This is a genomic window from Nonomuraea cavernae (assembly GCF_014646355.1).
GTDB classification, from domain to species: domain Bacteria; phylum Actinomycetota; class Actinomycetes; order Streptosporangiales; family Streptosporangiaceae; genus Nonomuraea; species Nonomuraea cavernae.
The window spans coordinates 1-19,677 of record NZ_BMNH01000042.1 but is presented as its reverse complement, the minus strand read 5'-3'; the positions used below and the strand labels follow the sequence as shown (position 1 = coordinate 19,677).

At 72.7% G+C, this 19,677-nt stretch carries 17 protein-coding genes; 7 read left to right on the top strand and 10 right to left on the bottom strand.

What is annotated here, in order from left to right:
- Positions 1-51 precede the first annotated feature (51 nt).
- Together IEY82_RS36400 and IEY82_RS36395 are read right to left on the bottom strand one after the other, a co-directional pair.
- Positions 52-594, bottom strand: a complete 543-nt coding sequence (locus tag IEY82_RS36400; RefSeq protein ID WP_189128836.1) for a YceI family protein — start codon at positions 592-594, stop codon at positions 52-54.
- A gap of 123 nt (positions 595-717) precedes the next feature.
- A complete protein-coding gene (locus IEY82_RS36395; protein ID WP_189128835.1) occupies positions 718-1,938 on the bottom strand; it encodes a LeuA family protein in 1,221 nt (406 codons plus the stop codon).
- A 69-nt stretch (positions 1,939-2,007) separates the two neighbouring features.
- Between IEY82_RS36395 and IEY82_RS36390 the strand changes: the two genes are divergently transcribed.
- Genes IEY82_RS36390 through IEY82_RS36380 form a run of 3 tightly spaced genes read left to right on the top strand, consistent with a single transcriptional unit; the run spans position 2,008 to position 4,493 of the window.
- Positions 2,008-3,381 (top strand): citrate synthase, encoded by a 1,374-nt coding sequence (locus IEY82_RS36390; RefSeq protein WP_189128834.1) that lies wholly within the window; start codon positions 2,008-2,010, stop codon positions 3,379-3,381.
- Between the two features lie 24 nt (positions 3,382-3,405).
- Positions 3,406-3,921 carry a thiamine pyrophosphate-binding protein gene (locus tag IEY82_RS36385; protein WP_189128833.1) on the top strand — a complete coding sequence of 172 codons (516 nt, stop codon included), beginning with the start codon at positions 3,406-3,408 and terminating at the stop codon, positions 3,919-3,921.
- Positions 3,922-3,923: 2 nt separating this feature from the next.
- The gene (locus tag IEY82_RS36380) at positions 3,924-4,493 is read left to right on the top strand and encodes a thiamine pyrophosphate-dependent enzyme (RefSeq protein ID WP_189128859.1); all 570 of its coding nucleotides are present in this window, start codon (positions 3,924-3,926) and stop codon (positions 4,491-4,493) included.
- 40 nt (positions 4,494-4,533) lie between these two features.
- On the opposite strand, the gene IEY82_RS36375 is transcribed toward IEY82_RS36380, so the two are convergent.
- The 4 genes from IEY82_RS36375 to IEY82_RS36355 all read right to left on the bottom strand — a co-directional run bounded on the left by IEY82_RS36375 (position 4,534) and on the right by IEY82_RS36355 (position 11,090).
- A complete protein-coding gene (locus tag IEY82_RS36375) occupies positions 4,534-7,638 on the bottom strand; it encodes a coiled-coil domain-containing protein (RefSeq protein WP_225264328.1) in 3,105 nt (1,034 codons plus the stop codon).
- Positions 7,639-7,682: 44 nt separating this feature from the next.
- Positions 7,683-9,131, bottom strand: a complete 1,449-nt coding sequence (locus tag IEY82_RS39665) for a hypothetical protein (protein WP_225264330.1) — start codon at positions 9,129-9,131, stop codon at positions 7,683-7,685.
- Entirely contained in the window at positions 9,128-10,327 is a 1,200-nt protein-coding gene (locus IEY82_RS36360) for a hypothetical protein (RefSeq protein WP_189128832.1), read from the bottom strand. Before IEY82_RS36360 ends, IEY82_RS39665 begins: the two co-directional genes overlap by 4 nt.
- Before the next feature lie 64 nt (positions 10,328-10,391).
- Entirely contained in the window at positions 10,392-11,090 is a 699-nt protein-coding gene (locus tag IEY82_RS36355; protein ID WP_189128831.1) for a M50 family metallopeptidase, read from the bottom strand.
- 34 nt (positions 11,091-11,124) lie between these two features.
- Between IEY82_RS36355 and IEY82_RS36350 the strand changes: the two genes are divergently transcribed.
- The 4 genes from IEY82_RS36350 (at position 11,125) to IEY82_RS36335 (ending at position 14,520) form a co-directional block, all read left to right on the top strand.
- Positions 11,125-12,012 carry an amidohydrolase family protein gene (locus IEY82_RS36350; protein ID WP_189128830.1) on the top strand — a complete coding sequence of 296 codons (888 nt, stop codon included), beginning with the start codon at positions 11,125-11,127 and terminating at the stop codon, positions 12,010-12,012.
- Between the two features lie 4 nt (positions 12,013-12,016).
- On the top strand, positions 12,017-12,484 hold the full coding sequence (locus IEY82_RS36345; RefSeq protein WP_189128829.1) for a nuclear transport factor 2 family protein: 468 nt from the start codon (positions 12,017-12,019) through the stop codon (positions 12,482-12,484).
- Between the two features lie 9 nt (positions 12,485-12,493).
- A complete protein-coding gene (locus IEY82_RS36340; RefSeq protein WP_189128828.1) occupies positions 12,494-13,612 on the top strand; it encodes a magnesium and cobalt transport protein CorA in 1,119 nt (372 codons plus the stop codon).
- 170 nt (positions 13,613-13,782) lie between these two features.
- Complete coding sequence (locus tag IEY82_RS36335) at positions 13,783-14,520, top strand: maleylpyruvate isomerase family mycothiol-dependent enzyme (RefSeq protein WP_189128827.1); 738 nt, start codon at positions 13,783-13,785, stop codon at positions 14,518-14,520.
- Here the strand turns inward: IEY82_RS36335 and IEY82_RS36330 are convergent.
- The 4 genes from IEY82_RS36330 to IEY82_RS36315 form a co-directional block, all read right to left on the bottom strand.
- The gene (locus IEY82_RS36330) at positions 14,517-16,175 is read right to left on the bottom strand and encodes a heparinase II/III domain-containing protein (RefSeq protein ID WP_189128826.1); all 1,659 of its coding nucleotides are present in this window, start codon (positions 16,173-16,175) and stop codon (positions 14,517-14,519) included. The genes IEY82_RS36335 and IEY82_RS36330 overlap by 4 nt on opposite strands.
- Before the next feature lie 145 nt (positions 16,176-16,320).
- The gene (locus IEY82_RS36325; RefSeq protein ID WP_189128825.1) at positions 16,321-17,175 is read right to left on the bottom strand and encodes a CU044_5270 family protein; all 855 of its coding nucleotides are present in this window, start codon (positions 17,173-17,175) and stop codon (positions 16,321-16,323) included.
- Complete coding sequence (locus tag IEY82_RS36320; RefSeq protein WP_189128856.1) at positions 17,168-17,761, bottom strand: RNA polymerase sigma factor; 594 nt, start codon at positions 17,759-17,761, stop codon at positions 17,168-17,170. Before IEY82_RS36320 ends, IEY82_RS36325 begins: the two co-directional genes overlap by 8 nt.
- 209 nt (positions 17,762-17,970) lie before the next feature.
- Positions 17,971-19,677: glycoside hydrolase family 6 protein (locus tag IEY82_RS36315; protein WP_373291478.1), on the bottom strand; the 1,707-nt coding region annotated here is incomplete at its 5' end.

Sequence of the window (19,677 nt, the reverse complement as noted above, 5' to 3'; positions counted from 1 at the left end):
TACGACCTGGCCGGATGCCACAGTGGCAGGGGGCCAGGTGTACCGCCACCGTCACGGGGTCAGGCCGAGGTCGAACCGCACCTCGACGTCGTCGCTGAGCTTGAGCGCGCCGAACAACCCCGAATAGGGCCGGATGCCCCAGAGGCTCTGCGTGACGGTGGCCGTGCCGCGGACGCGGTCGCCGGCCAGCGCGCCCGACACGGTGACCGGCCGGGTGACCCCGGCCAGGGTGAGGTCCCCCTCGACCTGGAACGACTCCGGGTCGCCGGAGATCCGGGTGGAGCGGAACGTGATCGTCGGGTGACGGCCGGTCTGGAGGACCTTCTCACGCGTGATCTTCTGGATCTCCCGCCGGTCGCCGTCGGTGAGCGGTTTGATGCCGCCGGTGCCCTCCCTGACCTCCAGCGACGAGGCGTCGAGCTCCAGGGTCACCGACGAGCCGGCCGGACCGGCGGGGTCGACCACGGCCTCACCTCGCCAGCGGGTCACCTCGATGGTCAGGTCGTGGCCCGCCTTCGCGCCCAGCCCGGTGCGGGTCGTATGGACGACAAGGGAGCCCGAGTCAGGTCCCAGTGCATAGGTTCCAGGGTCCATCCATCCAGGCTAACGCCATGGCCAGGCCGGACTCGGCCGGGCAGGACCCCGATCGACCAGGGCGTCGGCTGGTGAGGACCTCGGCCGTGCAGGACATGGAGCGACCAGGGCGGACTCCGGAGTTCAGCCGGTCTCGTAGCCGGGGAACAGGAGTGACAGCTCGCGCGGATAGGTCGCGATCAGGCGCAACTCGTCGTCGGTGAGCGGCCGGCCGGTCATCGCGTTGCAGAGCTGGACCACGCGGAACGCCAGGTCCTCCTCCCGCACCTCGACCCCCAGCCCCTCCATGACGTGCCCGAACCCGGCCTTCCCGCCGTACTCGCCGGTCAGCACGACCCGGCCGCGGCGCGCGTGCCAGTCGTCGGGGAACGGCCCCAGCGTCGCCTCGTCGTACAGCTCGTAGTTGCCGTGGTCCTTCAGCGCGCCGTCGGCGTGGATGCCGCTCTCGTGCGCGAACGCGTTGCGCCCCACCCCCACCTGGTTGTACGGCACCGGCTGCCCGAGCGCGTAGGCCGCCCACAGCCCGAACCGGCGGGCCCAGGACAGGTCGAGGGCGTCGCCGATCTCCGCGTTGAGCCCGAAGCCATGCTCGAACGCCAGGATCGTGGACAGCAGGTCGGCGTTGCCCGAACGCTCGCCGACGCCGTTCACGCAGGTGTTGACCCACGCGTCCTGACCGGCGTCCAGATCGCCGAGCGCGCCCGACACCGAGTTGGCCACCGCCATGCCGAGGTCGTTGTGACAGTGCGTCTCGACCGGCATCCCCGCGGACGAGGCCAGCTTGGCGAACCGCTCGCGGATCCGGTCGGGTGTGTCGCCGCCGATCGTGTCGCAGTAACGCACCCGGCCGGCCCCCGCCTCCTTGGCCGCCAGCGCGAACTCCAGCAGGAAGCCGTCATCGGTGCGCGACCCGTCCTCGGCGTTGACCCCCACGGTGTGGGCGCCCGCCGCCTTGGCCGCTGTGACGGCGGCCGTCATCTCCCTGATGATCGAACCGCGGTCGAGGCGGCCCCGGAACTTGTTCTGGATCATGTAGTCCGAGGTGGAGATCGACAGGTTGTAGTGCCGCAACCCCAGCGGCGCCGCCTTCTCCACGTCCTCCGCCACGCCCCGGCACCACCCGGACAGCCGCAGTTCGCCGAACGCGCCCGCCTCGGCCAGGGCCACCTGCGCCTTCACGTAGGGGACCTCGTGGAACAGGAAGGGGAAACCGATCTCGGACTGCGCCACGCCGAGCTTGGCCAGATAGAAGTTGACCATGGTCTTGCCGAACTTCGACAGGCCGGTGCGCGCGGTCTGCACGCCGTCCCGGTTGGTCACGTCGAGAAAGTGAACTTTTGGCATGGCTTCACGTTGACACGGTCTCTCAATGTGTATCAATATTGATTTTCGTCAATGTTGTGAGGTGCGGGCGTGGAGTGGATCGACGCGGCCACGGCGGCTGAGCGGCTCGGCGTGAAGCCGGCCACGCTCTACGCCTATGTCAGCAGGGGTGTGCTCAAGCGCCGCCACGGCGAGGACGGGCGGCGCAGCCTGTTCGACGCCGCCGAGATCGAGCGGCTGGCGCGGCGCGGCCGGCCACGTGGGCAGCCGCCGGAGCTCGTCATCGAGTCGGGCATCACCGCCCTCGGCCTCGACCGTCCCTACTACCGCGGCCGCGACGCCCTCGGCCTGGCCCGCACCGCCACCTTCGAAGCGGTCGCCGACTGGCTCTGGACCGGCGACCCCGCCGTCCTTCCTCACCCACCCCTGTCCAAGAGCGGCGACTACGGCACGCGGCCGGCCACGCCCGGTCGGGACGCCGACACGCCGCCCGGCGAGTCCGGCCGGCACCCTGGCATGGCGTCCGGCGATCAGGGCCGGCCTCCCGGTATGTCGTCGGATGAGTCTGGCGGGCCTTCCGGCACGTCCGGCATCGGAGCACGGCGGGGATGGACGGCCGATCTCGAAGGGCTGCGGGCGGCCGTCGCCGCGCAGCGCGATCTGCCCGCCGGCCTGCTGCCGCTCGACCGGCTGCAGGTGATCACAACGGTCCTCGGCGCCTCCGACATCCTGCGCCACCAGCTCGACCCGGTGTCGGTCACCGCCACCGCCCGCCGTCTCGTCGCCGGCCTGGTCGACGCCCTGCCCGCGCTGAGCGAGCCGGAAGGCGACTCGATCGCCGAGCGCCTCTGGTCACGGCTGTGCCCGCGTCCCGCCACGCCGGGTCTGCTCGTCGCGTTCCGGGCGGCGCTCGTGCTGCTCGCCGACCACGAACTGGCCGCCTCCACGCTGGCCGCCAGGGTGGCCGCCTCCGCCAAGGCCGACCCGTACGCCGTGGTGCTCACCGGGCTCGGCGTGCTCGGCGGCCCGCTGCACGGCGGCGCCTCGTACGGGGCGGAGCGGCTGCTGACCGAGGTGGCCGAGCCCGGGCAGGCGTCGCGCGCCGTCGCGGAGCGCGTACGACGAGGGGAGCGCGTCCCCGGCTTCGGCCACAGCGTCTACAAGAACGGCGACGCCCGCGGCGGCCTGCTCCTCGACCTGGTGCGCGAGGCGGCGCCCGGCCACGAGCGGGTCGCCGCCGCGCAGGCCGTGCTCCACGAGGCGCGCAGGCGCCGGCTTCCCGAGCCCAACATCGACTTCGCGCTCGCCACGCTCGTCGCGGTCACCGGGATGGTGAGCGGCGCGGGCGAGGCCGTCTTCGCGGTCGCCAGGACGGCTGGCTGGCTGGCCCACGCCATGGAGGAGTACGGCAGGGGCTCGCTGCTGCGGTTGCGCGCCTCCTACACCGGCCCGCCGATCAGATGACCCGCCTCTGGGTAGGTTGCGCACATGACTTCCCCCTACGCCGCGGCGGTGGCCCAGGGCATCTGGGCTTCGGGAGCCGAACTGGTCGGCTATGTCCCCTCCGTCGGCGTCGCGCCGGTGATCACCGCGCTCGGGCGGCCCGACCTGGTGTTCCCTCTCTCCCGTGAGGAGGAGGCGATGGGGGTGATCGGCGCGCTGCCGCTGACCGGGAGGTTCGGCGCGGTGGTGATGCAGGACAACGGGTTCGGCAACGCGCTCACGGCGCTGACCACGTTCAACGTCTCCTACCATCTGCCGTTGCTGATCGTGGCCAACATCCGTGGCGGGCTGGGCGAGTACAACTCGATGATCCATTCTTTCTCCCAGCACGTGCCCGCCCTGCTCGACCGGCTCGGGGTGCGCGTTTTCGACCTCGACCGGCGCAGCGGGCCCGCCGACTGGGAGGACGTGGTGGCGGAGGCCGGAGCGCACGCCCGGATGACGTTCCGCCCGGTGGTGGTGCTGGCGCAGTTCTGGGCCACCGACGGAAAGACGGCGTGAGCATGCGGCGCATCGACGCGCTCCAGGTGCTGGTGGAGGGGACCGCTGACCTCCCGGTGGTCGTGACGTGCGCGGCGACCAGCCGCGAACTGGCCGCGATCGCCGACAGACCCAACCACCTCTACCTGCTCGACTCGATGGGACTCGCGGGCTCGGTCGCCACCGGCGTGGCGCTCGGCCTGGCCGGCTCGGCGATCCCGCGAGTCGTCGCCATCGAGGGCGACGGGTCGCTGTTCATGAACCCCAACGTGCTGGCCACCGGAGGCTACCTCCGGCCGGACAAACTGCTGCTCGTGCTGCTCGACAACGCGGTCTACGGCTCGACGGGCGACCTGCCCACCTACTCGGCTCGGATCGACCTCGGCGCGCTCGCCGCCGCCGCCGGCTGGTCGGTGCGTCAGGCCGCCGACCCTCGGACGTTGCGCGCGGAGTTCGCGAAGGCGCTGGAGCCGGGCGGCCCGGCCTTCCTGCACGTCCGGATCGAGCCGGGCAACGCATCGGGTGTCCCGAAGCTGCTGGAGGACCCGGTTGTGATCGGCCGCAGGTTTCGCGACTGGCTGGCCTCCCGCTGACTCCTCCGCCGCCACACCTCACCTGGTGACACGTCGGGAGTCACGGTCTTTCCACGTAGGCCGCGAGCGCCCGGACCCGGTCGGCGTGCTCGTCGTGGCCGACGATCACCGGCGGCTCGTTGTAGGGCATGGCGTCGGACGAGCGACGCAACTTGATGTACTGGCCGCAGGCGTCGATCGCGTAGGGCTCCATGTCGTCCTGCAGCGCCCCGATCACCGTGATCCCGTACGTCTCGCCGATCCGGCGGAACAGCGCGACCGCCTCGCGCCGGTGCTCCTTGCCGAGGTTGCGGCCCAGCTCGTCGAGCACCAGGCACAGGTGACCGCCACCGGACGACGCGATGGCCGCCGCGCACACGAGCTTGACGGCCTTCTCGTCCATGAGCGCCGTGTTGGCCCTGCGGTTGTAGGGGACGAACCCCTGCCCCTCTCCGCGCCGCCACTTGGGCGTCACCCGCCACTGCCAGCGCTGCTCCGGATCCGCCGGTGCGGGCGGCACCGGGAACTCCAGCGTGGCGCCGTAACCGCCGTAACCGGTGTCGAGCTTCTCGAACTCCTCGGCCACCCTGGTGAGCCTGGCCTTGATCGCCGCACTCAGCGCCGCGCGGTGCACGGACGTCGAGTGCGCCGCCTCCTCGGCGCCCTTGGCCGCCGCGGCAAGGTCACGCTGCCGCGACACGAGCTGGGCCTCGATCTGGCGCCGCTGGTGCTTCTCGTACTCCTCCTGACCGCGCAGGTAGGAGGCCAGCGCCCCGCACACCGCCGCGAACGTCGACTGCTCGCGCGCCGTGCTCCCGCCCCGCTCGGCCAGCAGGAACCGCAGCTCCTCGGGAATCTCGGCGTCCTCCTCGGGGAACGTGTCACGCAACGCCTGGTCGAAATGGCGCTCGGCGACCCGCCACCACTCGTCGGCGGTGCGCGGCCGCTCCTCCTCGGGCAACTCCCGCAGCCACTCGCGCGCCGCCTCGACGGTGCCGCCCCAGTCGGCGGCCAGCGCGGCGAGCTTGAGCGCCTCCCGCTCGGCGCCCACCCGCGCCTCCTGCTCGCGCGCCTGGGCCCGCTCGCTCTCGTGCCGCTGCCGCCGGCCCTCCAGCCGTTCGATCTCCATGTCGCGCGTCCGGGCCCGGAAATCGAGCGCGCCCGCCTGCCGCTCGGCCTCGGCCACCGCGGGCCCGACCTCGCCGAGCGCCCCGGCCAGCTCGGCCAGCCTGGACCGCTGACCGGCCAGCCGCGTCTCCAGCTCGGCGAGCCGCACCCCGGCCCGCGCGCCCTCGACCCGCCGCTGCGCGGCCGCGACGGCTTCCTCCCCCTCGTGTACGGCCCGCGCCGCGGTCTCCTGGATGTCGCGGGCCCGGTTGAGCCGCTGCTCGGCTGCCTTGATGCGCGCCTCGCGCCCGGTCGCCACCCCGTCGAAAGCCCCCACCACGCTCACCCCGGCGGCACTGACCAGCACCGACCCCGGCAGCTCACTCAGCGCCTCGGCCGCGGCGGCCAACCGTCCGGCGTCGACGATGACGGCATGCTCGTTCGGCCACCCTCGCAGACCCTCCAGCCCCAGCCCCAGCCCCGCGTGGTCGTGCGCCTGCTCGGCCACGTCGAGAGCGTCGAGCAGACCTGTCGCGTCCACACCTGCGGCGGCCAGCGCGTTGAGCTGGGCCGCCGCCGGGCCGCCCTCGGCGTCATCCAGCGCCGACTGGGCGGAGCTCACCTCCCGGTCGGCCACGCCGAGGCCCTTCAACGCCTCGTTGAGCCGCTGCCTGACCTCCACCAGCTCTCGCTCGGCTCCCGGCACGTCGCGGCCATCGGCGAACCGGCGCGTCTCCTCCAGCGCCGGAATCCGGCCGCGCAGCTCGTCGGCGGAGTTTTCGGCCACCGCCCGGTCGGCTTCGAGCTTGGCGGCCCGCGCCTGGAGCGCAGCCAGCTCCTTGCGCGCCTCCGCGACGCGCCGGTCGAGCGTGTCGTCCTTCAGCGTGGCGATCTCCGCCTTGACCATGGCGATCGCCTCGCCGGCCGCCTCACCCGCCGCGCGGTGCCGGTCGAGCTCGGCGGCCATGATCTCGTCCTTGGCCGCCGCGTCGGCCAGCTTGCGCGCCTGCCGGCCGCGCCAGCACCGCAGCGCGTCGGCCAGGCGCACCCTCGCCTGGTCGCGACGGTCGAAGGTGCCCAGCAGCGCCTTCGACTCCGCCTCGAACTCGGCCAGCCGGTCGCGGGCCTGCGCGGCCCGCACCCGCTTGGCGTGCTCGTCGCGCCGCGCCTCCCGCTCCTGCTCCAGCTCGGCGTCCAGGCCGGTCAACGCCGCGATGGCCTCGAACACGCGCTCCGGCGAGATCTCGTTGAGCGGCTGGGAGAGCAGGTTGGTCGCCACCTTGCTGCGGACCGAGGTGGACAGGAACGACACGCACCGCACCCGGTCTCCGTAGAGCACCTTCGTCAGGTCACGGGCCACCACGTCGCGCCGCCCGGCGGACCGGGGCAGCGACGCCCAGATCTCGTCGGCCCTGGCCACCCGCTCGGCCTCGGACGCGGCCGAGGCCAGCCGCACGCCGTCGTGCCAGCGGATCTCCAGGTGCGGCGCCTCCTGGTTGACTCTGAGCCACACGGTGACGGCGCCGCCGGAGGTGTCGGGCAGCGCGAACAACTCCTCATCGCCCGCACCTGAGCGCGCGGTGTCCCCCGGAGAGCCATCGCCGGGGCCGTCGAGGGTGTGTGGCGAGTCGTCGCCGGAGCTGCCCGGGGCTTGTGGCGCTCCGTCACTGAGACTGCCAGAGAGGTGCGGCGGCCCGTCAGGGGGGCCGAACACGCCGACGATGTAGCCGTGGTCGGCGCTGGCCCACTGGCGGGCGCCCGCGCCGCTGGCCAGCTCGGCGTTGAACAGCAGCTCCGACACCGCCTTGGCGCCGGAGGCGAAGCGCCACTGCTCGTCACCCAGCAGCGCCGTGATCGAGGCGATGAACGACGACTTGCCCGCGCCGTTGGAGTCCTTGGGCCCCGCCCCGGCCACCACGATGAGCGTGCCGGGAACGGTCGGCACCGGATGAGTCGAAAGCCGTGAGATGTTGACCGCCTGCACGGCGATCAGCACCCGGTCTCCGACCACGTTCTCCACCTGCGACACCCGAACCCCCGTCACTCTCGCATCCGTCATCCGCCCCACCCCGGCCCTCGCCGCCGCGCCCGCCGCGTGCCCGGTCACCTGGTCGTTCGCCGCGCCCGCACGGCCGCGGCCAACGGCGTGTGCGGCCCGGCCGCCAGGATCAGCTCCTCCTGCAACCGCCGCCGCGCCACCGGAGTGAGCCGGTGGAACTGTGGCCCGGGCACGTAACCGCCCGCCTCCTCGCCGGCCTTCACCTGCGTCAGCAGGCCGGCGTGGCGCAGCCCGCGCAGCGCCGCCTCCAGCTCGCCGATCGGCAGCTGGGTGTGGCGGCGAAGCTCCTCGACCGGCGTGGGGTGCGGCGACGCCCAGGTGTCCTCGGGCAGCAGGCCCTCCGCACGGGGGATCGCCACCGAGTGCACCAGCACCAGAGTGAGCACCGCCCGCTCGCCCTCGCCCAGCCGGACGCCCGCCCCGGCGGCGCCGTCGTCGTAGCCCGAGATCCAGCGCTCCCGATGCTGAATCAGCGTGCGGCCACGCCGGGCCAGCATCTCGCCCAGCGTGCGGCGCAACGCGGGATCGCGCAGCGCTCCGAACCGGGCCTCCTGCACGGGCTCGGCGGCGTGCTCCACCGCCATGAACGCCGCGACCAGCTCGGCCCGCCGCCGCTCGTCGTAGCCGTCGAGCAGATCGCCGAACTCCGCCGTGCCCTCCTCGACCCGTCCTCCGGGGCCGGCGGAAGGCAGGTCCTCGGCCGGGGCGGCGGGAGGCGGGTCCTCGGCCGGGGCGGCGGGAGGCGGGTCCTCGGCCGGGGCGGCGGGAGGCGGGTCCTCGGCTGGAGCGGCGGGAGGCGGGTCACCGGCCGGGGCCAGGGCGCCCGGGACCGGAGCGGATGTGGCGGGATCGGAGGCGACCGGCGGGCGGGCCGCGGCCACCAGGTCGGCGTCGGCCACCACGGTCAGCTCGCTCCGCTCAGGCCGGGGAATGCGGTGGACGAGCTCCTTGAGCTGCGCGTGCGACTCCACCGGCCACAGCGCGCATCGAGGGCCGAGTGAGACGAGGCCGTCGGACATGACGATCCACGCGGAGTCGTGCAACCGGCGCAGCGCCCCGATCGCCCAGTTGCGCATGAGGTCGTCGGTCCGCCCGATCAGCGCCCGGTAGGTGTCGAGCACCAGCTCGACCGGAGCGGGCTCGCCGGGCCACGGATCCGCCGACAGGTCGGGCCAGCAGCAGGTGAGGCAGGCCGCGAGCACCCGCCGGGTCTCACCGGAGCGCTCCACCGGGACGGGCGTCACCTGGTATTCGTCCAGCAGCGACGGCGTCGCCCCGTCGGGCCACACCGGCAGCGCCTCGCCGCTGGAGTCGGAACGCGTGAGCCGGAGCATGCCCGCGGGCGCCGGCTCCCCGGCGTGCAGCCGGAGCGGACCGCCCGAACGCGCCCGCACATGCGCCTCGGCCCGCGCGTGCGGTGCCGTGTCCCGGACCGGTGCGGGCGCATGGGATGCGCGGGATTCGGGGGAATCGAGGGAATCGGGGGTGGTCACGGGGTGCGCTCCAGGTGTCCGTGGGACAGCCACGCGGGCCGGCGCGCCGGATCGATGGTGAGGTCGTCGGACCACACCAGCCGGTAGGGCAGCTCGGGACGCAGGTCGACGGAGGTCAGGTCGGCGAGCAGACGGCGCGCGGACGGCCAGTCGGGCCCCAGCACGTCGGCCAGGGCCACCCGTGACGAGGCCCCCAGCAGGGACTCCGCGACGACGGCGAGGCGCTCGACCGCGGCGCCGGGAGAGGAGTCGAGCGAGCCCCCGGGGCCGGGGTCGGGCAGCGTGGAACGCGGGGGAGTGGGCTGCGCCGGCGCCGGGCGTGGCGCCTCGTCGACCGCGCGGGCGATCGCCGCCGGGTCGTGCCAGGGCGCCGGGGCGTCGAAGACGAAGTCGTCGAGCACCGAGGCGAGCCGCTCCTTGGACGCCGTCTGGGTGAACGTGCGCCACGTCTCCGTCGGGAGCAGCGTGAGGTTGCGGGTGGTGCCCGCCGAGTCGGCCAGCCGGCCGGCCGCGCGCCGGGAGGCGTCGCTGTAGGCGTAGATGGCCGAGCGCAGGTCGGTGCAGACCCGGTCGAGCTCGGGCCAGCGGGTCAGGATCGTGCCGTGCAGGCTCTGCGCCCGGCGGGCGATCTCCTCGGTGCCCCACAGCTTGGGGGCCTGCTCACGTAGCTCCTCGATGGTGCCCATGGTGAGCGTGATCAGCTCCAGCGCCCACAGCCGGAACGCGCGGGCCAGGTTGGCGGCGCTCTGCCTGGCTTCGTCCATGGTGGTGCGGGGGTCGGCGACGTTGAGGTCTTCGAGCGCCAGCAGCCGGTGCATCTCGGACTGGCCGCCGTCGTCCATCATCCGCCGGATGAACATCAGCCCGACCACGCTGGTGAAGGACGCCCGGTAGCGCAGCTGGTTGGGCTTGGGGAACACCTCGCGGATCGCGCCCAGCCCCTTGAGCACGCGCAGCCGGTTGTCGAACTGGTCACCCGGATAGGCGCGGCAGGCGAAGCGCATCTGCTCGTGCGTCAGCCACTCCTCGCCCGCCTCGGCGAACGCCGCGAACAGCGTCTCGGCGATGTCGACCAGGGCGGGATCGTCGACGACCGCGCCGCTGTCACGGGCCAGCGCGGCGAACATCCGGCGGTAGGTCGACAGCACCGCCTCCTCCGAGAGGGCGGCGTCGAGAGTCAGAGGCTGTTCGGACACGGGCTCTAAGGTAAGGCTTCCCACCGACAATCCGGCACCGCGCAGCGCGGGTGCGCGCGCGTGGTCAGAGCGGATTCATCAGATAGGCCCCGGCCACCACCGAGGCGCACGCCACCAGCAGGAAGAAGAACACGTAGAAGCCACCGGGCAGGAACGTCAGCCGGGCCAGCTGGTCGGCGTCGGAGTCGCGAGCCTCTCGCCTGCGGCGCTTGCGTTGCAGCTCGACGATCGGCCGCACCCCGCCGAGCAGCAGGAACCAGACCGCGGCCAGGGCAGCCGCCTGCTGCACCTCTCCCGGCGCGTACATCGACAGGGCGAACACCGCGCCGCCCGTCGCCAGCAGGATCAGCGCGCCGTACAGGTTGCGGATCAGCAACAGCATGCAGACGAGGAAGAGCAGCACGCCCCAGATCAGCAGCGTGATGCGGCCCTGCTCGGTCAGCCAGGCGGCGCCGAGCCCGAGCAGCGACGGCGCCAGGTAGCCGGCGAGCGCGGTCAGCACCATGCCGGGGCCGTTGGGCCTGCCCCGGGTCAGCGTCACGCCCGAGGTGTCGGAGTGCAGCCGGATGCCTTCGAGCTTGCGCCGGGTGAGCAACGCCATCAGCGCGTGGCCGCCCTCGTGCGCGATCGTGATCAGCCCCCGGGACAGCTGCCAGGAGGTGCGGAAGGAGACGATCACGAGCGCGGCGAGTGCCGAGACCACCACGACCCACGGGTCGGGGGCGGGTTGAACCTCGATCAGGTGGGCCCATAGCTTGTCCATCAGGACAAAACCCTATCCGGGTAAAGTCTCGGCTGTGCTCACAGAATCCGATTCCGACGCCGGGGTTCCGGAGTGGTGGCGATCACTGGGCCTGCCTGGGCTGATCGACCTGCACGTGCACTTCCTGCCCGAGCGGATGGAGCGCCGGGTCTGGCACCACTTCGAGCACGGTGGCCCGCTCATGGGCGGCGGCTGGAAGATCGAGTACCAGTGGCCGGTGCGGCGGCGCGTCGACCGGCTGCGCGAGCTGGGCGTGCGGTCGTTCCCCGCGCTCGCCTACGCGCACCGGCCGGACATGGCCGCCGATCTGAACGACTGGACCCTCGACTTCGCCCGCCGCACCCCGGGCTGCCTGCCGTCGGCGACCTTCTACCCCGAGCCCGGAGCCGCCCGCTACGTGCGGCGGGCGCTGGCGGCCGGGGCGCGGATCTTCAAGGTGCACCTCCAGGTGGGCGGGTTCGATCCGAGGGCGGCCGAGCTCGACGAGATCTGGGGGCTGCTGGCCGAGTCGGGCCTGCCGGTGATCGTGCACGCGAGCTCGGTCCCGGTGCCCGGAGGCCACGTCGGGCCCGGGCCGATCGGCGAGGTGCTGCGCCGGCATCCCCGGCTGCGGGTGGTGATCGCCCACCTCGGCATGCCGGAGTACGACCCGTTCTTCGACCTGGCCGCCCGCTACGAGCGGGTGGCGCTGGACACCACGATGGCCTTCACCGACTTCGCCGAGCGCGACATGCCGTTTCCGGAGCGGTTGCGGCCCGCCCTGTTCGATCTGGGGCTGGCGGGGAAGGTGGTGCTGGGCAGTGACTTCCCGACGATTCCGCACACGTACGCGCACCAGTTGCGGGCGCTCGAGCGGCTCGATCTCGGTGACGACTGGGTGAGGGCCGTCTGCTGGCACAACGGCGCGGCCATGGTCTCATAGGAGGGTGAACGATCGGCACGTGGCGTTGATAGGCGCCTTCTACGAAGCTCTGGGGCGCGCTGACTACGCGGCCATGGAGCGCTGCTACCACCCCGAGGTGAGTTATGGCGACCCGATCTTCCAGGAGGTCGAGGGTCGCGACAGGGTCATGGCGATGTGGCGGCTGCAACTCGGGGTTCGTGACGGTCTTAGGTCCGACTACGGCGCCGTGACGGCCGACGACCGCACCGGCACCGCCCACTGGACCGTCCGCTACGTCTTCTCGAGCACCGGCCGCGAGGTGGTCAACGAGGTGGACGTGCTGTTCAGGTTCGAGGACGGCCTGATCGTCCGCCACCACGACGACTTCGATTTCAAACGGTGGTCCCGGATGGCCCTCGGCAGACCGCACGGCCTGATCTTCGGCTGGACACCGATGTGGCGCAAGACCATCCGCGACCGGGCGACGCGCGAGCTCGACAAGTTAACGTAAAGGAGATGTATGGCACGGACGAAGGGCTTCCGGCAAGGCGGCTCCAGCCGTGAGCAAGCACCCGAGCACTCGATGGACCCCCGCGCCACCGACGAGGCCCCCAGCCGGCCGACCGTCATCGACAACGCGATCTACCAGGACGGCAGGCGCGTCGACACCCCCCAGTCGCTCGCCGACGCCTTCGAACGCCTCAAGCAGACGCCGGACGGCCTCGCCTGGATCGGCCTCTACCGGCCGCAGGAGTGGGAGCTGACGCAGCTCGCGGAGGAGTTCGAGCTGCACGAGCTGGCGCTGGAGGACGCCGTCGTCGGCTCGCAGCGGCCGAAGTACGACCGCTACGGCGACACGTTGTTCGTGGTGCTGCGCGCCGCCGACTACCTCGACGACGTCGAGCAGGTCGCGTTCGGCGAGCTGCACGTCTTCGTCGGCCCCAACTTCGTGCTCACCGTACGGCACGCGGAGGCGCCCGACCTGCAGTCCGTCCGCAGGCGCATGGAGTCCGACCCCGAGCTGCTGCGGCAGGGCCCGCAGGCCGTGCTGTACGCCGTCCTCGACGCCGTGGTCGACGGCTACGCCCCGGTGGTGGCCGGGCTGCAGAAGGACATCGAGGAGATCGAGGCGCAGGTGTTCGGCGGCGACCCGGCCGTCTCGCGGCGCGTCTACGAGCTGTCGGGCGAGGTGATCGAGTTCCAGCGGGCCACGGCGCCGCTGGCGCGGATGATCGACGGCTTCATCGCCGGGGCCGACAAGTACGGCGTCGACGAGGAGCTGCAGAGCTACCTGCGCGACGTGGCCGACCACGTCATCACCGTGAACGAGCGGCTGGCCGGGTTCCGCCAGCTGCTCCAGAACATCCTGCTGGTCAACTCGACGCTGGTGACCCAGGCGCAGAACTCCGAGATGGCCAAGATGACCGAGGCCAGCATCCGGCAGGGCGAGGAGGTCAAGAAGATCTCCGCCTGGGCGGCCATCCTGTTCGCGCCGACGCTGGTGGGCACCATCTACGGAATGAACTTCGACGTCATGCCCGAGACCCACTGGACGTTCGGCTATCCGTTCGCGATGGTCCTCATGGCCGTCGTCTGCCTGGTGCTCTACCTGGTCTTCAAGGGCCGCGACTGGCTGTAGTGACCGCGTCGTGGGTTACTGGAGGGTGGAGGGGGAAAGCCCAGGACGCTCATCGAGAGGAGCGCGCGTGAAGGTCGTGACTCCGCGCCTGCCCCGTCGTACGGCCGTCGCGCGGGTGGTCGGCGACCAGGCCGTGGAGATCGGTGAGCCGGCCGGCACGGGGCGTCGCGGTGCCTGACCGGCCTCGCGCCGCCGTTCGGGAGGCCGCCCGCCTGCGCTGGCTGGACGAGGGCACCTCCTACTTCGCAGCCCGGCTGCGCGGCTGCGACCTCGACCGGCCGAGCCTGCTGCCGGGCTGGACGGGCCGCCACCTGGTGGCGCACGTCGCCGCCAACGCGCGCGCTCTGGGCAGGCTCGTGCACTGGGCGCACACGGGGGAGGAGACCCCGATGTACGCCAGGGGCGGAGCCCGTGAGGCTGAGATCGAGGAACTGGCCCGGTTGTCGCCGGGCGCGCTCACCGAGCTGGCGGAGCGGACGTCGGCCGCGCTGCGGTCGGATCTGGCCGCGCTGAGCGACTCCGACCTGGCCGAGCGGGTGCGCACCGCGCAGGGCCGCCTGGTGCCGGCGTCGGAGATCATCTGGATGCGCGCCCGAGAGGTGTGGGTGCACGCGGTGGACCTGGACTCGGGCGGCCGGTTCGAGGACTTCCCGCCCGACTTCGTGGACGCGCTGCTCACGGACGTGACCGGGCTGTGGGAACGCCGCGGGCAGGGACCCGGCCTGATGATCCGGCCGGACGACAGGCGGCGCTCCTGGGCGGTGAGCGTGCCGCCGCCCACCGGCCCGCCGGACGAGCCGGGCGTCCCGCGCGAGGTACACGGGACCGCCGCGCGGCTGGCGGCCTGGGTCACCGGGCGCGCCCCGGCGCCCGATCCGGCCGCGCCGCCCGTCGGCCGCTGGCTCTAGACCGTCGGTTCGCCGACGGCGAGTCGGACCCGCGACCTCCCCGCCCGCACCCACCCCGGCTGGTCGTACGGAGCCTGAACGGGCCACGGGAGCGCGACCGGCCCACCGGGCGTGTGCACGGTGATCACCCCGTCCACGACCGAGACCCGCGCGTCCGCCGCTCCGGGCACGATCACGGTCAGCAGCCGGGCCGCCTCCGGAGACGACACGGTCACCGCCTCGGCCGTCCGCAGATACCCGGTCGAGATGGTGCTGCTGCCCACCGTCTGCCCGCTGGTCGGCAGACCGGTTGACGGGAGCGCGAGGTGGAGGAGGGTCACGCGCCAGTCGCCGTCGCCGAGGACCACCACGCCGTCGCGCTGGGAGACCGGCCGGAGCGACGGGTCGAAGTGCCAGCGGCCGCGCGACACGGACCCGGTGGGCACCGAGTCCAGCACGGCCATCAGGTCGGGCCCGTGCTCGACCAGGATCTCGCGGGTCCGGCACACGCCGTAGGCGTCGTCGGCGAGCCGGAAGGTCTGCCGCGAAGGGCCCAGGGTGGAGCCGGTCAGGCGGGTGGGCGTGCCGGGCCGGAACCCGGCACCCACCACGACCGGAACGTTGTGCGCCTCGGGCGAGCGGGTCCACTCGGCGTAGGCGGTCTTCTCGTAGGAGTGAAAACCGGCCTCGACCAGGATGTTCCGGCCGTGCGCGTGGTAGGTGACGCCGAGGTGGTCCTCGTGCCCGTGCAACCGCCGTCCCGGCCCGAACCTGATCGAGTAGTAGGCGGCGCGCGGGTCGCCCCAGGAGGTTCTGCCGAAGACGTAACCGCCGTCGAACACCTTCACCACCGGCTCGCCCTGCCCGGAGGCGGTCGCGAAGGCGGGCGCGCGGGTGTCCGCCGGGCTGTCCCCGATGGGCACCAGACGGCCGTCGGGCTGGGTCGCGTGCGCGATGTACGTCTCGAGCGAGGCGCGGCGGCCGGTGAGCCGCGCGGGCACCGGCGCGCCGCTCTCCTCGATCGCGCGCAGCGCCACGCCCAGTCGCCGGTGGACGTAGAGGCCGTACCTCGGGGCCTGTTCGTGCAGCACGCCCTGCGCGTCGATGGACAGCTCGGCCGAGGCGGTCATCCGCCGGATCGCCAGCTTGCGCCACCCGTCCCGGCCCAGGCGGCAGCCGACCACCAGCAGCCCGATGTCCTGGTCCAGCCCGTGGTTGTGGCCCTGCCGGTACAACGCGGAATCGGCCAGGACCTCGCCGTGCTCGGCCAGGCCGTCCCACAGGTGGTCGGTCCGTACGTGCGCGCTGAGGCAGACGAGCACCGGGGCGCGCAGCGCGACCGCGTGCTCGGCCCACGCCCAGGGGCTGACGCCGGGGCCGCCCCGGGGGTTCTCGCGCAGCCAGTCATGGGTGACCGCGGCGGCCCGGTCGAGCAGGTCCCGGTCGCCGGTCCGCTCGTACTCGGCGACCAGCCGACCCGCCCAGCGCAGCGTGTGCAGGTTCAGCGCCCACGAGCGGTTCCCGTGCGGATTCGACCGCCAGTCGACGTCCGTGCCCAGGTCCACGGGCGGCAGGCCGGCGAACCTGACCCGGCCCCGCATCACCTCCGGCACGTCGACCACGGGGAACTGGTCGGCCAGGCAGATGGCCCGGCCGGTTCGGCTACGCCAGAACATCTCAGCGCTCCTGATTTCGGGCGCGCGAAACCCACGCGCGGTGCGATGAACGAAGGCGCGTCGCGGCTCTTCCAGCCGCGGAACGCGCGCGGGAACCGGGCATCCGGGCGTGACCGCGCCTACGGGCGGTCACGCACCTCGCCGGTTACGGCGTCCGGGGCGCCGGGGGCCGGTGACGGGTGGGGGTGGGTGGGGCCGTGTCGGTCCAGCCGGCGTCCAGGACCAGTTCGAGGCGTTCGGTCGTGCCGTCCGGGCCGGTGTCGGCGCAGGACAGGACCTGTGAGCTGACCGGGTCGATGATCAGGGTCCGGCGCACCCCCGGGGCGGGGGTGAAGGCGAACGCTTCGCCCGGCCGGCCCCGCTGGTCGGTACGGCCACCCAGGTAACGGACGTCCGGCAGGTCGGCGAGCAGCCGGTAGGCGGCGGCCCGGACACCGGGCGGGGACGGCTTGCTCCACAGCAGCCCGCTGAGCGCGTCGGCCATGACCCCGCCGCCGGAGTTCGCGGGCAGCGTCCCGGCCACCCACGCGCGCAGCGCGCCGGAGTCGGACGGCAGCCGCAGGATCTGCTCCAAGGTCAGGTCCCGCCCGGCCATGCTGAAGGGCGCCCTCCCGGTCACCCTGGTGACCGTGAGCGGCTCACCCGGCGCCCCCTGCCCGCGCCAGGCCCGGCCGTCGCCGGCGACCCACAGCTCGGTGACCCCTGTCCCCGGGCGCAGTTTCCTGATGTGCCAGTACGCTCCTCCGGCCGTGGGGTCTGAGGCGGCCGTGGAGGCGGCCGCGAGCAGGATCGACCGGCCGGACAGGCCCCCTTGCGACGGCAGGGTGAACACCACCGCGAGCACCGACGCGGCGAGGCAGGTGACGGCCACCGTCCAGGACAGGCGCCAGCGGATGACGCGCCGAGGTTCGGCCGCCAGCCGCTCACGCACTCTGACCTTGGCCGCCGGATCGAGCCGTGGCTCGCCGTACAGGTCGCGGATCCGCTGCAGGTCATCCACGGTCGGCCTCCTCCAGGACGTGCATCGGATTGGTGCCGCCCAGGGCGCCGCGCAGTTTCTTCCTGGCGCGGTTCAGCCGCGACCCGACGGTGCCGTACGGGATGCCGAGCGCCGTGCCGATCTCCTGGTGACTCAGCCCGGCCAGGGCGACCAGCAGCACGACGTCGCGGTCGCGCTGGTCGAGCTGGGCCAGGGCCGCCGCGAGCTCGGGCCGCAGGCTCTGCGCGCTGACCCGTACCGTGACCCGGTCCTCGGGGCCGGGCGCGTCGGCGTCCGGCCCGTGCCGGCCGAGCGCCCGCAGCGTGCGGGCCTCCAGGCGGCGATGCTTGCCGACCAGCTTCGTGGCGATCCCGTACAGCCAGGCCCGTACGCTCGCGCGGTCCGGGTCGTAGACGGCGCGCTTGCGGAACGCGACGAGGAACACGTCGGCGACGACGTCCTCGGCGCTGTCCGGGCCGAGCCGCTGGGCGACGTACCCGTGGATCTCGCCGAAGTAGGCGTCGAACACCTCGGCGAACACCTCGTCGTCGGCGAGCGAACGCCGCGCGGACACGGCTTCCCCCAGCGGGCCGGCGGCCCACGACATCGCCGTCACGATTCTTCCCCCGACATGTGCTCCCCTCCGGACGCGACCAGCGGACACCTCTTATCCCCCGATGGGCCGGATCGCTTTCACGGCGGCAGCACGCCGGACGAACGCGGCCGGGCGTTCTTCCGTGCGGAACGCGCGGCCAGGTTACGCGGAACGGCTCCAGCCCGTGGATCGGGCTGGAGCCGTACGCGCTCGGCGGGAGGTCAGAGCGGCGGGTTGGCGTTCTGCAGCAACTGCCGGAACTGGGCGGAGAACCAGTGGCCGGACAGCGGCGCGTTGGGCAGCGAACCGGTCAGGTTGTTGCCGTTGCGATCGTTGCCGGTGTAGGTCGGGTCGCACATCCGGTCGAAGCCCTTGCCCTCGTCGTTGGCGATCTCCGTGCTGGAGCCGTCAGACTCGCCGGGAGGCTTGATCCAGACGTAGGCGTCCAGGCCCGCCGCCGGGTTGGCGCGCGGACGCTCGCCGAGGCCGGCGCCGCTCTGGTTGCACCAGTTGCCGGCGTGGATCCGCCGGTCGGTGCGGGACTGGTCGACGAACGTGTTGACGTCGGTCGAGGTGCTGGGGCCGGTGGGCCGGGCGCTGCCGCCCCAGCCGTTGCGGGAGGTGTCGATCAGCATGCCGATGGTGTTCGGGAAGCCCTTGGACACCAGGGCCGTCCGGAACGCCTGGGCGAAGGTCAGCTCGTCGACGTAGTCGTTCCAGTCGAGCCACCTCGACTGCCGGACCGAGGTGCCGTTGACGGTGGTGCCGATGGAGAAGTGCGGCTCGGTCAGGGCCGAGTAGTTGGCCGTGTTGGTGATGAACCCGTCGATGCTGGCGTATCCGGCCGTGGTGCCGCGCGCGGTCGAGGCGATCAGGTCGGCGGTCGGGCCGAAGTTGCTGGACCAGCCGATCCAGCCGTGGTGCGCGGCGTCGAGGTAGGTGTAGACGTTCGGGATCGCGTGCAGCTTGTTCAGCGCGTACTGGACGCCCTGCACGTACGCGCCGGACGACTGCGCCTCCTGGCACTTGGCCAAGCCGAGGTTGGTGATCAGGTTGGGCAGGGAGTCGATCTCGACGATGGTGACGATCCGCAGGGCGGCGTACTTGGGGTCGGCCATGATGGCGGCGATCGGATCGATGTACTCGGTCTTGTACCTGTTGAGGCCGTTCTGGGCGATGAGCAGTTCGCCGTTGGAGGCCAGGGCCGAGCAGTCGCGGTTGGGCAGGTTGTAGATGACGACCTGGATGGTCAGCGGCGCGCTGCCGTTGGCGGCGTCCTGGGTGACGGCCGCGTCCAGGTGGGCGCGCAGGCCCCGGCCGCTCGTGGTGCCGTTGATGGCCGCGATGCGGTCCATCCACACGCCGGTCGAGATGTTGGCGACGGCCGAGCCGCCGGGCTCCGCTGCGGCCTTGGCCGACCAGTCGGCGTTCACGTAGCCGGTGGCCCCCGCGTACGGGTTGTCCACGTGGCCGGTGCCGCCGCCGGTGTCGTTGTCGGCTTCTGTGGCGGTGACGGTGACGCTGGTCAGGCCGGTGGAGGCGACGGTGATGGGCCGGCTGCCGTTGGTGGTGTCACTGTCCTCGGCTGCCGCGACGGTCACGTTCTGCGGGGTGTTCCAGTTGGCGGTGGTGAAGGTCAGCGACGCGCCGGAGGTGATGGTGAGGTTGGTGTCGCCGCTGCCGGCCGTGGAGGTGACGGTGACGTTCGCCGTGGGCTGGGTCTGCAGCCGCACCGAGTAGGTGGCGCTGGAGCCTTCGGGCACGGTCAGCGCGGTCGGGGTGACGACCAGGGCCTGCTGGCCGGGGTCGGGGCCGGGGCCCGATCCGCCGCAGGTGACGCCGTTGATGGCGAAGGTGGCGGGGTTGGTGTTGGTGGTGGTGTAGGTGCCGTTGAAGCCGATGGTCCATTGGGCTCCGGTGGCCTGGGT

Excerpts from the sequence above, each read along its gene's own strand:
- IEY82_RS36400 (WP_189128836.1), bottom strand. The coding sequence starts at position 594 with ATGGACCCTGGAACCTATGCACTGGGACCTGACTCGGGCTCCCTTGTC.
- IEY82_RS36395 (WP_189128835.1), bottom strand. The coding sequence starts at position 1,938 with ATGCCAAAAGTTCACTTTCTCGACGTGACCAACCGGGACGGCGTGCAG.
- IEY82_RS36385 (WP_189128833.1), top strand. The coding sequence starts at position 3,406 with ATGACTTCCCCCTACGCCGCGGCGGTGGCCCAGGGCATCTGGGCTTCG.
- IEY82_RS36380 (WP_189128859.1), top strand. The coding sequence starts at position 3,924 with ATGCGGCGCATCGACGCGCTCCAGGTGCTGGTGGAGGGGACCGCTGAC.
- IEY82_RS36375 (WP_225264328.1), bottom strand. The coding sequence starts at position 7,638 with ATGACGGATGCGAGAGTGACGGGGGTTCGGGTGTCGCAGGTGGAGAAC.
- IEY82_RS36355 (WP_189128831.1), bottom strand. The coding sequence starts at position 11,090 with ATGGACAAGCTATGGGCCCACCTGATCGAGGTTCAACCCGCCCCCGAC.
- IEY82_RS36340 (WP_189128828.1), top strand. The coding sequence starts at position 12,494 with ATGGCACGGACGAAGGGCTTCCGGCAAGGCGGCTCCAGCCGTGAGCAA.
- IEY82_RS36330 (WP_189128826.1), bottom strand. The coding sequence starts at position 16,175 with ATGTTCTGGCGTAGCCGAACCGGCCGGGCCATCTGCCTGGCCGACCAG.
- IEY82_RS36320 (WP_189128856.1), bottom strand. The coding sequence starts at position 17,761 with ATGTCGTGGGCCGCCGGCCCGCTGGGGGAAGCCGTGTCCGCGCGGCGT.